Origin of the sequence: Nocardioides sp. LHG3406-4 (assembly GCF_049897745.1) — a bacterium.
In the GTDB taxonomy this organism is placed as follows: Bacteria; Actinomycetota; Actinomycetes; order Propionibacteriales; family Nocardioidaceae; genus Nocardioides.
In genome coordinates this window covers 271,472-286,703 of the sequence record NZ_JAFCWV010000001.1, presented here as the reverse complement: position 1 = coordinate 286,703, position 15,232 = coordinate 271,472, and the positions used below count along the sequence as shown (strand labels likewise).

General features: G+C 73.6%; 14 protein-coding genes and 2 riboswitches. Of the genes, 3 read left to right on the top strand and 11 right to left on the bottom strand.

Going from position 1 to position 15,232, the window contains the following annotated elements; translation table 11 throughout:
* Positions 1-2: 2 nt before the first annotated feature.
* The 8 genes from ACP7BP_RS01370 to ACP7BP_RS01335 all read right to left on the bottom strand — a co-directional run bounded on the left by ACP7BP_RS01370 (position 3) and on the right by ACP7BP_RS01335 (position 9,008).
* Positions 3-953, bottom strand: a complete 951-nt coding sequence (locus ACP7BP_RS01370; protein WP_426241762.1) for a cobalamin biosynthesis protein — start codon at positions 951-953, stop codon at positions 3-5.
* Positions 950-1,705, bottom strand: a complete 756-nt coding sequence (locus tag ACP7BP_RS01365) for an adenosylcobinamide-GDP ribazoletransferase (protein WP_426241761.1) — start codon at positions 1,703-1,705, stop codon at positions 950-952. The genes ACP7BP_RS01370 and ACP7BP_RS01365 overlap by 4 nt, the downstream gene beginning before the upstream one ends.
* A complete protein-coding gene (cobT, locus tag ACP7BP_RS01360) occupies positions 1,698-2,750 on the bottom strand; it encodes a nicotinate-nucleotide--dimethylbenzimidazole phosphoribosyltransferase (RefSeq protein ID WP_426241759.1) in 1,053 nt (350 codons plus the stop codon). The genes ACP7BP_RS01365 and cobT overlap by 8 nt, the downstream gene beginning before the upstream one ends.
* Complete coding sequence (locus tag ACP7BP_RS01355) at positions 2,747-3,550, bottom strand: CbtA family protein (RefSeq protein ID WP_426241757.1); 804 nt, start codon at positions 3,548-3,550, stop codon at positions 2,747-2,749. The genes cobT and ACP7BP_RS01355 overlap by 4 nt, the downstream gene beginning before the upstream one ends.
* Before the next feature lie 85 nt (positions 3,551-3,635).
* Positions 3,636-3,848, bottom strand: a complete 213-nt coding sequence (locus tag ACP7BP_RS01350) for a CbtB domain-containing protein (protein WP_426241756.1) — start codon at positions 3,846-3,848, stop codon at positions 3,636-3,638.
* Between the two features lie 149 nt (positions 3,849-3,997).
* Complete coding sequence (locus ACP7BP_RS01345) at positions 3,998-6,400, bottom strand: cobyrinate a,c-diamide synthase (protein WP_426241754.1); 2,403 nt, start codon at positions 6,398-6,400, stop codon at positions 3,998-4,000.
* Positions 6,397-7,011 carry a cob(I)yrinic acid a,c-diamide adenosyltransferase gene (gene cobO, locus ACP7BP_RS01340; protein ID WP_426241752.1) on the bottom strand — a complete coding sequence of 205 codons (615 nt, stop codon included), beginning with the start codon at positions 7,009-7,011 and terminating at the stop codon, positions 6,397-6,399. The genes ACP7BP_RS01345 and cobO overlap by 4 nt, the downstream gene beginning before the upstream one ends.
* Complete coding sequence (locus ACP7BP_RS01335; protein WP_426241751.1) at positions 7,011-9,008, bottom strand: magnesium chelatase subunit D family protein; 1,998 nt, start codon at positions 9,006-9,008, stop codon at positions 7,011-7,013. The genes cobO and ACP7BP_RS01335 overlap by 1 nt, the downstream gene beginning before the upstream one ends.
* A gap of 21 nt (positions 9,009-9,029) precedes the next feature.
* Positions 9,030-9,198: riboswitch (cobalamin riboswitch) on the bottom strand.
* A gap of 26 nt (positions 9,199-9,224) precedes the next feature.
* Between ACP7BP_RS01335 and cbiE the strand changes: the two genes are divergently transcribed.
* Together cbiE and cobM are read left to right on the top strand one after the other, a co-directional pair.
* A complete protein-coding gene (gene cbiE / locus ACP7BP_RS01330) occupies positions 9,225-10,442 on the top strand; it encodes a precorrin-6y C5,15-methyltransferase (decarboxylating) subunit CbiE (protein WP_426241749.1) in 1,218 nt (405 codons plus the stop codon).
* The gene (cobM, locus tag ACP7BP_RS01325; protein ID WP_426241748.1) at positions 10,424-11,191 is read left to right on the top strand and encodes a precorrin-4 C(11)-methyltransferase; all 768 of its coding nucleotides are present in this window, start codon (positions 10,424-10,426) and stop codon (positions 11,189-11,191) included. Before cbiE ends, cobM begins: the two co-directional genes overlap by 19 nt.
* 1 nt (position 11,192) lies before the next feature.
* Here cobM and ACP7BP_RS01320 read toward each other — a convergent pair whose 3' ends face one another.
* From ACP7BP_RS01320 to ACP7BP_RS01310, 3 genes are read right to left on the bottom strand one after another with little or no spacing between them, the layout of a single operon-like run.
* Complete coding sequence (locus ACP7BP_RS01320) at positions 11,193-12,698, bottom strand: precorrin-2 C(20)-methyltransferase (RefSeq protein ID WP_426241746.1); 1,506 nt, start codon at positions 12,696-12,698, stop codon at positions 11,193-11,195.
* Entirely contained in the window at positions 12,695-13,363 is a 669-nt protein-coding gene (locus tag ACP7BP_RS01315) for a precorrin-8X methylmutase (protein WP_426241744.1), read from the bottom strand. The genes ACP7BP_RS01320 and ACP7BP_RS01315 overlap by 4 nt, the downstream gene beginning before the upstream one ends.
* Positions 13,360-14,220: a nitrite reductase gene (locus ACP7BP_RS01310; protein WP_426241742.1), complete on the bottom strand. Its 861-nt coding sequence runs from the start codon at positions 14,218-14,220 to the stop codon at positions 13,360-13,362. The genes ACP7BP_RS01315 and ACP7BP_RS01310 overlap by 4 nt, the downstream gene beginning before the upstream one ends.
* A 52-nt stretch (positions 14,221-14,272) precedes the next feature.
* Positions 14,273-14,483: riboswitch (cobalamin riboswitch) on the bottom strand.
* Between the two features lie 126 nt (positions 14,484-14,609).
* Between ACP7BP_RS01310 and ACP7BP_RS01305 the strand changes: the two genes are divergently transcribed.
* Complete coding sequence (locus ACP7BP_RS01305) at positions 14,610-15,209, top strand: histidine phosphatase family protein (RefSeq protein WP_426241741.1); 600 nt, start codon at positions 14,610-14,612, stop codon at positions 15,207-15,209.
* Positions 15,210-15,232: the final 23 nt, after the last annotated feature.

Here is a 15,232-nt window from a genome sequence, read left to right as displayed (position 1 = left end):
GGCTAGCACTGCCGGCGCGGGCGACGCCGTCCGCGGGCCAGCGCGAGGAGCACCGCCACGAGTGCCGAGGCCCGGTCGACGCGCCGGGCCAGGTGGAGCGCCCGGGCCACGTCGTCCGGCGTGGGTGAGCGGCCGGAGCCGAGCACCGGGCGGTGCTCGACCCGGTCGCCGTAGGTGTTCGACCCACCGAGTCGCAGGCCCAGTGCCCCGGCGAACGAGGCCTCGACCGGGCCGGCGTTGGGGCTGGGGTGGTCGGCGGCATCGCGTCGCCAGGCGTGGAGCGCACCGCGCGGGTCTGGTCCCAGCGTCGCGGCGAAGAGAGCGGCCAGCCTGGCACCGGGGAGGTTGAGCAGGTCGTCGAGCCTGGCGGAGGCCCAGCCGAACTCGGCGTAGCGCTCGTCGCGGTGCCCGATCATCGCGTCCAGGGTGTTGGCTGCGCGGTAGCCGAGGAGCCCCGGCACACCAGCCAGGCCACCGAGCAGCAGCGGGGCGACGACGGCGTCGGAGGTGTTCTCGGCGACCGACTCGACGACGGCACGCGCGATCTCGTCGGCGTCGAGGCTGCGTGTGTCACGGCCGACGAGGTGGGTGAGCTGACGGCGCGCCTCGGGCAGCAGACCCAGCTCCAGCAGCGTCGAGACCGCCCGCGCCTCGCGCTCGAGCGAGGATCCGCCGAGCACCACCCAGGTCGAGGCGGCAGTGACGAGGACGTGCAGCGCGGGTCGGCGCAGGGTCAGGCGCTCGACGACCAGTCCGGTGATGACCGTGGCCCCGACGAGCACGCCGTTGTGGAGAGCACCGCGCGCCCGCGACGGACGGTAGAGCCGGGACTCCAGGGCGGCCGCGACGGCTCCGAACCCGGCGACGGGGTGGAGGCGTCGGGGGTCGGCGACGATGCCGTCGGCGGCCACGCCGAGGGCCAGGCCGGCCGCCCGCGACAGCGCCCGGCTCATGCGAGCGCGACCAGCAGGGCGGCCAGGCAGAGCTCGATGGCCGCGCCGTAGACGTCGCCGGTCACGCCTCCGAGGCGGTGGACAGCCCGCCGGACGAGCACCACGACCACGGCGACGGCGGCCCCGACCGCGATCAGGGGACGCCACCAGTCGCCACCCGCCCACACGACCAGGCCGGCGGTGAGGGCCGTGACCGACGCCCACCCCAGCACGGCCGCGAGGCGGGGGACCGAACCGGCGTACTCGCTGCCCAAGCCGTCGGACCGGGCACCCGGGACACCGGCGGCGCAGGTCAGCAGAAGAGCGCAGCGGGAGGCACAGACGAGCGCGCCGGCAAGGACCGCGCCCTTCGTCGAGGCGACGATCGAGGCGAACCCAGCAGCCTGCAGGCCCAGCACGAGGAGCACTGCGGCGCCCCCGGCCGGACCCGACGTGCCGGTGCGCATCACGTCCAGGGACCGGTCGCGGTCGTAGGAGGCGGTCAGCCCGTCGGCGGTGTCCGACAGCCCGTCCACGTGGAAGGCCCGGTTGCCCAGCACGAGCGTCCCGACGCACAGGAACCCGATGACGAGGGCGGGCAGCCCGGCCGCGTGCCCGAGCGCGCCGACAACCAGCACCGCGAGCCCGAGGGGGAGGACGGCCAGCGGGGCCAGCAGCATCGCCGTCCGGGCGACGTCACGGTCGACGCCGCGCGGGGGAGCGACGCGCACCACGGTCAGCATCCCGACGGCGAGCCGCCAGCCGTCACCCATCCGGCATGAGCTCCGAGAGCAGGGCGACGTCGCGGAGCACCGCCACGGCACTGCGCAGCACGGGTACGGCGGCCACCGCCCCGCTGCCCTCGCCCAGCCGCATGCGGAGGTCGAGCACGGGCTCGAGCCCCAGCATGGACAGCGCCAGTGACTGCGCCGGCTCGGTGGACCGGTGGCCCGCAGCGAACCAGGCAACGGCGCCCGGGGCGATCCGCTCCGCAGTCAAGGCGCAGGCCACCGACATCAGGCCGTCGAGCAGCACCGGGACTCCCGACGTCGCTGCCTCGACGAGGTATCCGGTGGTGCCCGCGAGATCGGCGCTGCCGAGAGCAGCCAGGGTGGTCATCGGGTCGTGGGTGCGGTCTGCGGTCCGGGCCAGGGCCTGGTGGATCAGCCGCTCCTTGCGCGCCAGCGCGGCGTCGTCGAGGCCGGTGCCCCGGCCGGTGACGTCGGCTGCCGGGAGGTCGAGCGCGGCAGCGATCATGGCAGCTGCGGGGGTGGTGTTGCCGATGCCCATGTCCCCGCTGAGCAACAGCTTCGCACCGGCCGCGACCTCCTCGCGCGCCACCGTCCGGCCCGTCTCGAACGCCTGTGCCGTCTGCTCGACGGTGAGCGCGTCCTCCAGGTGGATGGCGCCGCTCCCGCGAGTCACCTTGTGGGCGGTGACCTCGGCCGGCACACCGGCGAGGTCATCGTCGACGCCCAGGTCGAGCACTCGGACGTGCACGTCGTGGGCAGCAGCCAGGGCCGAGACCCCAGCACGACCGGCCACGAAGGTGCGCACCATCGCGGCGGTGATCGCGGGCGGGTACGCCGAGACGCCGTGGGCGGCGACGCCGTGGTCGCCGGCGAAGATGACGAGCCGGACGTTGTCCAGGGGGGACGGCGGAACCACGCCCCCTGCGCTCGCGAGCCAGACCGCGAGGTCGCCGAGGCGCCCCAGTGCACCCGGTGGCGTGGCCAGCCCGGCGAGCCGTTCGCGAGCGAGGGCCTCGGTCTTGCGGCTCGGAGGCTCGACCGGGTCCGGTGCCAGGAGCGTGGTCACAGGCTGGAGGCCAGCTCGCGGCGCTGGGCGTCGGCGAGGTCGCGCTCGTAGAGCGGCCGCGTCAGCCCGACGAGCGCTATGCCGATCACGCCCCACATGGTGGCCTGGGTGAGCAGCGCAGCCCGGCGGAAGTACCAGAGGACGTCGGCCGGGAAGTCGCCGAGCTCGTTGACCGTCGGGAGCAGCTGCCCCGAGACGACGGTGACGACCAGGAAGAGGGAGCAGCCGCCCAGCACGGCGACGTACCCGCCCCGAGCCCGCCAGAGCCGCTGGGCCACGACCACCGAGACGACCGCGACGGCGACCGAGACCAGCAGGTAGACGAAGTAGAGCCCGGTGCGGCTGCCGATGGTCTCGGCGCTCCCGACCGTGGGAGGAGACGCGGGATACTTCAGGAACGGGACCAACGCGACCGAGACGAAGCCGGTGAGGGCGACGACCGCGGTGGACTGGCCTGGGGTGAGCCGGCCCAGGCGTCCCACGACCCCGGCCGAGACGAGGGCGACGATGCCTCCCAGGGCGACGCCGACGCCGAGCGTGCCGGTCAGCAGGCCCCAGGTGCGTTGGTTGTGCCGGGAGACGACCGTGGCCCCTTCGTCGTGGGAGTGGCCGGCCCCCTCGCTGTCGTGGGAGTGGGTCCCCTCGGCGGTGTCTGCCGGCGCCGCGACCGAAGCGGCCTGCTCGAGCTCGATGGCGGTCTGGACCTGGGGCGCACCCGCGAAGTAGGCGACCCCGAAGGCGGCGAGGCCGGCGATGAGTCCCGAGAGGAGGCCCCGGACCAGGAAGTTGCGTGCAGTCATGGGTGGATCCGTTCAGTGACGGTTTCCGGTACGACGGATCGCCCGGAGGACCGGGTGGAGGAACGAGGCGGTCAGCGACCGGCGATCAGTGGCAGGGGTAGCCCATGAGGTGGCGGCCGTCGTGGACCCACTCGTGGATCGCGGTGCCGGCGGGCAGCGAGACGGCGCCCTGGTCGGCGCTGATGAAGAAGAGGACGAGAACGGCGAGCAACCCGAAGAAGAGCGCCCAGGGGGCCAGCTCACGCAGCGGGATGGCCGGGATCTCGACGGCCCCGGGGAGTGCAGCGGTCTGCGACATGTGTTCCTCCTGTGGGGATGAGAGCGTCCCCATGAGTGCGGATGAGTGCGGACCTTCGGGTCTGACTTCACCGCTGCCGATCGCTCGGAGGCGGTGTCACAGTAGCGCGACTGTGCCGGAGTCTCACCGGCTTCCTCGTGCCCGCGGGCTCAGCCTAGGGCATGCGACAGGGCCGTCAGCAGCCGCTCGGTCTGCGGTCTCGGACGCGCCGCGATACGCACCCAGGCAGGCCCCAGGCCCGGGAACGTGTCGGCCCTGCGCACGGCGATCCCGGCCTCGCGCAGTCGGCCGTGCACGCCTTCACCGGCGCGCACCAGGACGTAGGACGCGGACGACGGCACGTGGTCGACGCCCAGCCGCCGCAGGGCGGATTCGAGGTCCCGGCGCCAGCCGAGGAGTGTCTGCGCGCGTTCCTCGGCGTCGCCCTTCGCCGCGGGCGCCGTGCAGGCGACGATCGCGGCGGCCGCGCTCGTGGAGACGGACCACGGCACCTGCGCCTGTCGCAGCCGGGCGACCGTCTCGGGGTCGCCCAGCAGGTAGCCGGCCCGGATTCCGGGGATGCCCCAGTGCTTGGTGAGGCTGCGCAGCACGAGCAGCCCCGGGAGCGCCTCGGACGCCAGGCTTGCGGCCTCGCCGGGGACCGTGTCCATGAACGCCTCGTCCACGACGACCATCCGTCCGGGCCGCAGGAGAGCCAGGATCGTCTGGGCGGGGTGGAGGACTCCGGTCGGGTTGGTCGGGTTGCCGATCATCACGAGGTCGGCGTCGTCGGGCACACCGGTGGGGTCGAGCTCGAAGCCGGTGTCCGGGGTGCAGAGGACCTCGGTGACGCGGTGCCCGGCCTGCCACAGCGCCGCGTGCGGCTCCGTGAACTGCGGGTGCACCACGACCGCGTGCCTCCACGGGCGGAGTCGCGCGACGAGCGAGAAGGCCTCGGCGGCACCGGCTGTGGCCAGTGCCTGGTCGGGAGGACGACCGTGCCGCGCCGCCGCCGCCGCAGAGGCCGATGCGGCGTCCGGGTAGGTGCCGATCCGCTCCAGGCTGTCCTGCAGGGCGGCGCTCAGCCACGGCGGTGGTGGCCCGGGGAAGACGTTGACCGCGAAGTCGAGCAGTCCAGCGGCCGCCTCCACGTCGCCGTGGTGACGCAGTGGGTCCGGGACGGCCGCCGGCGGCGCGACGGTGCGGCTCACGACCGCACGCACATCGGCCGGGGAATGCGGCACCGCTGCGTGCACCGCGTCCGCGAACCGCTGGGCGAGGTGGGGATGTCCGGCCCAGTGGACGTGAAGGTACGACGCGTGCAGCGTCGGTGACACGAAGCCGATGGCGCGGTCGTCGACGCTCCACGCCGGGCTGGGTCCGGCCGGCGGGTCGACGTGCGTCCGGTGGAACTCGTGTCCGGTCACCAGCTCGCCGGCGCGCGTGAGGAGCGAGTCGCCGGGTGCCGTGGCGGCGGAGTAGCCGAGGGTCAGCCGCGGCGTCATCTGTGCGGTGGCGCTCAGCGCGCCCACCATCGCCTGGCCGTCGACGCTCTCGCACAGGTACAGGAGGCCCGCGCACTCGGCGACGGTGGGAGTGCCCGCCGCGATGGCCGCCTTCAGGTCGGCCAGGAGGGGGACGTTGTCACCGAGCGCGGCCGCATGGACCTCCGGAAAGCCGCCGCCGAGGTAGATGCCCGCCGTGTCGGGTGGGAGCGCCCGGTCGGTGAGCGGGTCGAAGGACACCACGTCGCAACCCGCAGCGCCGAGCAGCTCCTCGGTCTCGGCGTACCGGAACGTGAAGGCGCGTCCGCCGGCCATCGCGACCACCGGGCGGCGACCGGTGGCTCGGGTGACCTCGACGCTCGGGTCCCACGGAGCCGCATCCAGGTCGGGTGCGGTGGCGGCGATCTGCAGGACACGTTCGAGATCGACGACCTCGGCGATCTGCTGCGCCAGCTGGTCCAGGGTGTGCGTCGCCTCGTCCCGCTCGGCGGCCGGAACGAGCCCCAGGTGCCGGGACGGCACCCCGAAGGACTCGCTGCGTCCGACGGTGCCCAGGACCGGCAGCGCGATCGAGGCGGCGACCTCGGCGGCGTGCCGTGGTGAGCCGGCCTTGTTCAAGATGACACCGGCGATCTCGACGGAGTCGTCGAAGGTCGCCATCCCGTGCACGACCGCCCCGATCGACCGGGAGGACCGCGAGATGTCCACGACCAGGACGACCGGGCTGCGGGTGAGAGCCGCGACGTGTGCCGTCGAGGCGAACCCCTGGCCGCCGATCCGGCCGTCGTAGAGGCCCATCACGCCCTCGATGACGGCCACGCCCGCCCCCGACGCACCGTGCAGGAGCAACGGGACGATGCGCTCCTCGCCGACCAGGTGCGGGTCGAGGTTGCGGCCAGGGCGCCCGCAGGCGAGGGCGTGGTAGCCGGGGTCGATGTAGTCGGGCCCGACCTTGTGGCCGCTCACGACGTGTCCGGCCCGGGTCAGCGCCGCCATCAGGCCGATGGAGACGGTCGTCTTCCCCTGGCCCGTTGCGGGAGCTGCCACGACCAGCCGCGGCAGCCTCACCACTCGATGCCCCGCTGGCCCTTCTGACCTCGGTCCATCTGGTGCTTCACCTTGGTCATCTCGGTGACCAGGTCGGCCGCCTCGATCAGCTTCGGGTGTGCCCGGCGTCCGGTCACCACGACGTACTGGCGACCTGGGCGAGCGCTCAGCGTCTCGACGACGTCGTCCACGTCGACCCAGCCCCACTCCATCGGGTAGGTGAACTCGTCGAGCACCAGCAGGTCGTGGGTCTCCGCGGCGAGGCGGCGCTTGATCTCCTGCCAGCCCTCTGCGGCCTCGGCGGCGTGGTCGGACTCCTCGCCCTCCTTGCGGGACCAGGACCAGCCGGCGCCCATCTTGTGCCACTCCACGGGACCGCCCTCGCCGGTCTCTTCGTGGAGCCGGCCGAGGCGCTCGAGCACGGTCTGCTCGCCGATGCGCCACTTGGCCGACTTCACGAACTGGAAGACGCCGACGTTCCAGCCCTGGTTCCAGCTGCGCATCGCGAGCCCGAAGGCCGCCGTCGACTTCCCCTTGCCGTCACCGGTGTGGACCATCAGCAGCGGCTGGTTGCGGCGTTCTCGCGTCGTGAGGCCATCGTCGGGCGTGACGGCGGGCTTTCCCTGGGGCATCAGGCGACCTTCTCGTGGACGGTGTGGGTGAGGGCGCCGACGCTGACCTCGGCGACGGGCACGTGCTCGGCGAGGAGGTGCTCCGCCAGCGTGCGGGCGAGCCCGAGGCGCATCGGCCCGGCCTCGCAGTCGATGACGACCGCGCCGACACCGTGCGCCGCCAGCAGCCGGGCCGCCTGGTGGGAGCGGGCGACAGCGTCCGCGCCGGCGGTGGCGCGCCCATCGGTGACGACCACCAGCAGCGGTCGACGCCGGGGGTCTCGGACGCGCTCGACCTCCAGCACTCGCGCTGCCTCGAGCAGGCCCTCGGCAAGCGGGGTGCGCCCTCCGGCCGGGAGCTCGGACAACCGCCGCGCCGCGATCTCGACCGAGTGGGTCGGGGGCAGCGCGAGATCGGCGGCACCGCCCCGGAAGGTCACCAGTCCGACCTTGTCGCGCCGGCGGTAGGCGTCGAGCAGCAGCGAGAGGATCGCGGTCTTGACCTGCTCCATCCGCGTGCGTGCCGCCATCGAGCCGGAGGCATCGACGCAGAACAGGATCAGGTTCGCCTCCTTGCCCTCGTGGCTGGCCACCCGGAGGTCGTCGGGACGGAACCGGAGGGCACCGGCCGTGCGACCGCGGAGCGCCTGGTGCGGCGCCGCGGCACGGATGGTCTCGATGAGATGGATGGAGCCGCCGGACCCGTCGGGACGCGCCGTGCCCACCCGGTGGCCGAGCTGCGTGATCGCCCGGCTGCGGCGGCCGGCCGCGCCGGTGCCGGTCCCTCGGACGGTGAGCACCTTGGTCCGGTAGGGGTCGCCTGCTGTGACGGTCGTCTGCGTCGTGTCCTGGGACCCGGTCGCCGCAGGAGCCGGCTGGTCCGGCCGGCCGGCGGGTGCTTCGGGTGTGCCGCCCTCTGATCCCTCTGTCGGTCCCTGGTCGTGGGGCGTGCCCGGCTCCTGGTCACCGTCGCCGGGATGGCCCTCCGGCGGCGGCTCCGGAGGAAGCTCGTCGTCGCCGAGGATCTGGTCGAGCAGGTCCTCGTCCAGGCCGGGGGCGTCGAAGGGGTTGCGCCGGCGCCGGTGGGGGAGCGCCAGCCGGGCTGCCGCCCGGATGTCCTCGCGGGTGACCTCTGTCCGCGCGTGCCAGGCCGCGTGGGCGACGGCGGTGCGGGCAGTCACGATGTCGGCACGCATGCCGTCCACGTCGAAGGCTGCGCAGACCTCCGCGATCTTCCACAGCGCCTGCTCGGACAGGTGCACCGTCTCGACGATCTCCTGGGACTTGACGATGCGCGCGGTGAGGGCGCGCTCCGCGTCGTCGTACGTCGCGGCGAAGGCGTCCGGGTCCGCGTCGTAGGCGAGCCGGCGGCGTACGACCTCGACGCGGACCGCCGGGTCGCGGGACGCCGCGACCTCGACGGTGAGGCCGAACCGGTCGAGCAGCTGGGGACGCAGCTCCCCCTCCTCGGGGTTCATCGTGCCGACCAGCACGAACCGGGCCGCGTGCTCGACCGAGACTCCGTCGCGTTCCACGGTGGAACGACCCATGGCCGCGGCGTCGAGAAGCAGGTCGACCAGGTGGTCGTGGAGCAGGTTGACCTCGTCGACGTACAGGATCCCGCGGTGGGCGCGGGCGAGCAGACCGGGCTCGTACTCGGCGCGGCCCTCCGAGAGCGCACGCTCGAGATGCAGCGACCCGAGCACGCGGTCCTCGGTGGCGCCGACGGGCAGCTCGACCAGGCGCACCGGCCGCGTCTCGGTCTGCGCGTCCGCGGCGAACGGGCCGTCGGGGGAGCGGGTGGCGGTCTCGCGGGGGTCGCTGGAGAACCGGTCCCCGGCCACCACGTCGATGGGCGGCAGGACGGTGGTGAGCGCGCGCACGATCGTGGACTTGGCGGTGCCCTTCTCGCCACGCACCAGCACCCCCCCGATGTCGGGCGAGATGGTGGTGAGGAGAAGGGCGAGCGCCATGTCGTCGGAGCCGACGACGGCAGAAAAGGGGTAGTGCTGTGGCATGGAGGCTCCCGCTCGTCGCCAGTGAATACGTGGCACGGGGCCGGTCTTCGGACTTGCTGGCTCGACGTCCGGGGACGCCGTCCAGACCACCGCAGCGGGCCTGTGCCGGATTCTCACCGGCTTCCCAGATTCTCCCGTCGGACCGCCGCTCCGTGTGGGAACGCCCGGCACCTCGGGGCACCTCGTGCCTGTCGTCGGTCACGATAGCGTGCGTGCGTGTCCTCCTGCCGCCCCTCCCATGTGACGGTCGTCGGCCTCGGTGCGGACGGCTGGGCCGGCCTGCCCGAACCCGCCAGGGCGCGGGTCCGGAGCGCTGCCGTGCTGGTCGGTGGCCGGCGCCACCTCGACCTGGTGCCCGAGGTCGACGGGCAGCAGCGCGAGCCGTGGCCCTCTCCGCTGCGCGCCGGGCTCGTCGAGCTGATGGCGCGCCATGCCGGTGCTCCGCTGGTGGTGCTCGCCTCTGGTGATCCCTTCGTCTCGGGCATCGGGACGACCCTGGCCGAGGTGTTCGGCGCCGACGTCACCGAGGTGCTCCCGGCGGTCTCGTCGGTGTCGCTGGCCCGGGCACGGATGCGCTGGTCGGCGGAGAGCACGCAGGTCGTCAGCCTGGTCGGGCGTGACCCGCATGCGGTGCTCCGTCATCTCGCGCCGGCGCATCGGCTCCTGGTCCTCTCCTCGGACGAGAGCACCCCGGGTGACGTCGCCGCGCTCCTGGTGGCCACGGGGTACGGCGACACCCGGATGACCGTGCTCGGCGACCTCGGCAGCGCCGACGAGTCGTGCGTCGAGGGCACGGCGGCGACGTGGACGGCGTCCAGCCGGCCGGTGTCGAGGCTCAACGTGGTCGCGCTCGACCTGCGCGGCCCGGTGGTGGGGTCCTGGGCGACGGGCCTGCGCGACGAGGACTTCGAGCACGACGGCCAGCTCACCAAGCGCGACCTGCGTGCGAGCGCCCTGGCGCGCCTGGCACCGCAGCCGGGTCAGCTGCTGTGGGACGTCGGCGCCGGGGCCGGCTCCGTCAGCATCGAGTGGATGCGTGCTCACCCCACCTGTACGGCGGTCGCGGTCGAGGCCGACCCCGACCGGGCAGCGCGGATCGGCCGCAACGCGGCGTCCCTCGGCGTACCTACCCTTCGGGTCGTCCCCGGCCGCGCACCGGAGGCGTTCGACGAGCTGCCCGACCCGGACGCGGTCTTCGTCGGCGGCGGCGCGACGCGGCGCGGGGTGGTGAGCGGAAGCCTCGCCCGGCTGGCTCCGGGCGGTCGTCTGGTCGTGCACGGGGTGACGCTGGAGACCGAGACCCTCCTCGCGCGGCTGTACGCCGAGCACGGCGGCGAGCTCACCCGGATCGCGGTCGAGCACGCCGCGCCCATCGGGGGTTTCACCGGCTGGACCCCGGCACGCACCGTCACGCAGTGGGCGGTGACCTCATGACCGTGCACTTCGTCGGGGCCGGCCCGGGTGCCGCGGACCTGCTCACCCTCCGGGCGGCGGGGCTCCTAGCCCGGGCGGATGTGGTGCTCTACCCGGGCACCTACCTGGACGAGGAGGTCCTCGGGCACTGCTCCCCGGACACTCGCCTCGTCGACACCCAGCACCTCGACCTCGACCAGATCATGCGTCACCTCGTCGATGCCGACCGCGACGGGCTCGACGTCGTCCGGCTGGTGTCGGGCGACCCGTCGGTCTACTCGGCCCTGGCCGAGCAGACGCGTCGCCTCGACGAGGCCGGCGTGGCCTGGCAGGTGACGCCGGGGGTGCCGGCCTACGCGGCCGCCGCAGCGCGCGTGGGTCGCGAGCTGACGGTGCCACTGGTAGCGCAGTCGATCGTGCTGACCCGGGCCCAGGCCCGGTCGACGGCGATGCCCGAGACCGAGGCCCTGCGGCACTTCGCGCGGACGCGTGCCACCTTGGTGATCCACCTGGCGATCACCCGGATCCGCGAGGTGATGAGCGAGCTGGGGGCCGACTACGGTGACGACTGCCCGGTGGTCGTGGTCTTCCGGGCCAGCCAGCCGGGTGAGGTCGTGCTCCGCGGCACGGTCGCCGACATCGTCGAGCAGGTCGAGCAGGCGGGCCTCCGTCAGGCGGCCGTGATCATGGTCGGGCGAGCCCTGGATCCTCGTGGTGGTGGGGACTCCTACCTCTACGACCCGGCGCGGGACCGCTCGACCACGGCCTGACTCAGTCGACGAACCGCGGTGTCCACACGCCCCCGGACGCCGTACGACGGGTGCTGGACGCACCGACGATGAGCAGGCACTTCATGTCGATCGTCCCCGGGTCGAGCTCGGCCAGCGTCGTCACGACGAGCGACTCCTCCTGGCGACCGACGTCGCGACCCACGACCACGATCGTGTCGGCGGACCTGTGCTCGAGCAGCAGCTTCTGGGCCAGCACGATCTGGTCGGTGCGGGAGCGCGACGCCGGGTTGTAGATCGCCAGCACGAGGTCGGCCTCGGCGACGGCCCGCAGCCGGCGCTCGACGACCGGCCAGGGCTTGAGCCGGTCCGACAGACTGACGACCGCGAAGTCCGCGCCGATGGGGGCGCCCGCCCGGGAGGCGACGGCCTGCACCGCGGTCAACCCCGGCAGCACCCGGATCGTCACCCCATCGTAGGCCGGGTCGTCCGCGGCCTCGTGGACGGCCGAGGCCATCCCGAACACCCCGGCGTCCCCGCCGGAGACGACGGCGACCCTCTCCCCGCGCAGTGCGAGGTCGAGAGCGAGCCGGGCCCGCTCGAGCTCGACGGTGTTGCCGGAGGCGTGCCGCGTGAGCCCGGCGCGCTGCGGCACCCGGTTCACGTACGCCGCGTAGCCGACCACGTGGTCCACCTCGCTGAGGGCGGCGGTCGCCTCGGGAGTGATCCACCCGTCCGGACCAGGACCGAGCCCCACCACCAGCAGCTCCGCAGCGGGGCGCTCGACCGGCGCTGGCTGAGCGTCACCTCGTCGCCCCGTCGGCTCCTGGTGCAGCGAGTCGCCCGGCACCACGATCAGCGAGAAGTACGGCACGCTCGCCGGATCCACGTCCGCCACCGGGAGCCACCGCTGCTCGGGCATCGAGGCCCGCTCGACGTAGAGCGCGTGCTCGAGCCGGCCCGCCTGCGCCAGTGCCGACCTGACGGCCGGGAAGGTGCGGCCGAGCTTCATGATGATGGCGCCGTCGGTGTCGGCCAGCCGTCGCGCGAGCTCGGCCTCTGGCAGCGTGCCCGGCAAGATCGTCAGCACGTCGGTCTGCCGCACCAGCGGTGCCGCGACGGCTGCCGTGGCGGCGGCGAACGCGGGCACACCGGGGACGATCTCGGTCGGGAACCGATCCGCGAGACGGTCGTGCATGTACATGAAGGAGCCGTAGAAGAGCGGGTCGCCCTCGGCCAGCAGCACCACCGTCAGCCCCGCCTCGAGGTGCGTCGCCAGGCGCGCGGCCGACTCCTCGTAGAACTCCGCCATCGCTCCGGCGTAGCCACCCGGATGCTCGGTACGCCCGGTCGTGACGGGGTAGCGCAGCTCCTCCTCCACGGCCGTGGCCGGGATCAGGCCCGCGGCGATGCGTCGCGCATGGGACTGCTTGCCGACCCCGGCGTGGTAGGCGAGCACATCGGCCGCGGCGATCAGCCGGGCCGCCTTGAGGGTGATCAGCTCCGGGTCTCCGGGGCCGAGTCCGACTCCGTAGAAGTGCCCGGTCATGCCTCGTCCTCCTGGGCCAGCGCGTTGACCGCCGACGACGCCATCGCCGAGCCCCCGCGGCGCCCGCGAACCGTCACGAACGGGACGTCGATGCCGTGGTCGTCGTGCAAGGAGACGAGGGCCTCCTTGGACTCCGCTGCACCGATGAACCCGACCGGGCAGCCGACGATCGCCGCGGGCCGGGGGGCACCGGCGATCAGCATCTCCAGCAGGTGGAACAGCGCGGTGGGGGCGTTGCCGATCGCCACCACGGCCCCGTCCAGGTGGGGCTCCCACAGCGAGACGGCCGCTGCGGTGCGCGTGGTGTCCCACGCAGCGGCCAGGCCGGGCACGCGCTCGTCGTTGAGCAGGCAGAGGACCTGGTTGTCGGCCGGCAGCCGCCCCGCGGTGATGCCCATGGCGACCATCCGTGCGTCGGTGAGGATCGGCGCCCCCGACGAGAGCGCCCGTCGGGCGGCCGGGACCAGTCCCGGATGGATCACCAGGTCGGGCACGAGGTCCACCTGACCGCTCCCGTGGACCATCCGGACCGCGATCTTCTCGGCGCCGTCGGGGATCGCCTCGAGGTCGGCCTCCCGCCGGATGGTCGCGAAGGACTCGACGTAGATCGATGGGCCGTGGTCGATGTAGGCGTACCGGCGCGGGGGCCGCCCCAGCTCGCTCATCGGGCCTCCTCTGACGGGACCAGGACGCCTCGCCACGGTGTGACGACGAGCTCCCGGTCATGCCCGACGAGCAGGCGGGCGAGAGCGCTGTCGACGACACCTCCAGGAGCAGCGACGTGCTCGCCACCTCCCACGGATCCAAACGGCAGTGCCGGGCAGGTGACTGCGGTCGCCGCCTCGGGTGGTCGGGGGGCGACCAGGGGTCGCGCGACCTCGTCCACGTGCCAGGGCGCCCGGGGACCGTCGCCCCGCTCGTCCAGGAAGCGCAGGGCCAGGTCGGTCAGCGCTCGAGCGGCCGAGGCGAGCTCGACGACCGGCCCCCAACCGGTGGACCCGACGCGCAGCTGTGCGCTCGTGGCATCGAGTGCCACCAGGCCGAGGTCGGTCGGTCGGGTGACGAGGTCACCCCGGCCGTCGTCAAGGACGAACAGGAACCGTCCTGGCAGTCGGGCCAGCCGCGGGGTCCCGCACAACAGGGCGTCGAGCTCGGCAGCGACCGGTCGGAGGTCGGCACGGCCGCCGCTGAGCGCGGTCTGGGGGGAGACCATGACGTTGCGCACGAGCTCGTGGGTCCTGGAGGGGAGAAGCCCGGTGGCCTCGATCGACCGCACCACGTCGGGGAGCAGGTCGCCGGCGCGAGTGGGGAGGCCGCGCAGCTGCAGGTTGGCGCGGCGGGTGAGGTGGATGTCGCCGTCGCCGTACTCACCGGAGACGTCGCGCAGGGCTGCCAGCGACTCCGGGGCCAGCCGCCCGCCGACCAGTCGGAGCCGGACGAGGGCGCCGTCGTCGGCTGACCACGGGCGGAGGACACCGGGGCAGAGATCGGGTCGGGACCGAAGGCTCGAGGTGGTCGGCACTGCTGTCCTCCGGGGTCAGGGCTCGTACGCGGAGTCCTCGCTTCCCGGCGGCGGTTCGCCGCAGGGGCCAGCAGGTCTTCGGACTCGGGATCATCCGGTGCGGAACGCCTTCCCGGACCTCTCGGTCCAGTGGCTGTCGCGAGAGCGTCCCCGCGATCACGTTCCGTCCGTCACCCATACCGCTGCGCGTCAGTCCCGGAGTCTCACCGGGTTCCCTGACCCCCACATGCTCGTGCGGGTCGACTGGCGTGAGGAGGGTACCAACCAACGGCGGGGCCCTCGCCGCCAGCGGCGTGCCACTGCCTACGGTGTGCGGTGACGTGCTGCGCCGGACGCGGGCGGGCTGGTCTCGTCCCTGCTCCTCGACCCCGCGCGGAGGATCGACCCCGGTGACCTACTACCTCGTCCGGCACGGTGAGTCGGAGTGGAACGTACGTCGGCTCACCCAGGGTCAGACGCCGCACCCGCGGCTCACCGACGTCGGACGCGACCACGCGCGTGCTGCCACCGAAATCCTCGCGGCCGACCTCACCACCCGCGAGGAACGTATCGAGCGGCTCGTCACCAGTGACCTGGCGCGCGCGGTCGAGACCGCCGAGATCATCGGCGCCGGCCTGGGTGTCGTCGCCCAACCCGACTCACGGTTGCGGGAGCAGGGCCTGGGCCGCCTCGAGGGTCGCGGGTACGACGAGACGTGGGCGGTCGCGGCCGAGCACGACTGGTCGGACCCGACTCTGCCCGTGGCCGGTGGTGAGTCCGTTGCTGCGCTGCACACCAGGATCGGCGCCGTACTGGCTGAGGTCGGGTCCGGGCCAACCACCGTGCTCGTCAGTCACGGCGACGCGATCCGGGCAGCACTGGCTCAGGTCGCGGGCCTGAGCCCGGTGACGGCTCCATGGGTGACCGTGCCCAACGGCGCGGTCTTCCGGGTGCACGCAGACGGCGGGTGGGAGCAGCTGACCCGGGGAGACGATCGCTCTCGGTCGTGAGGCCCACCAGTGCCATCGTCCCG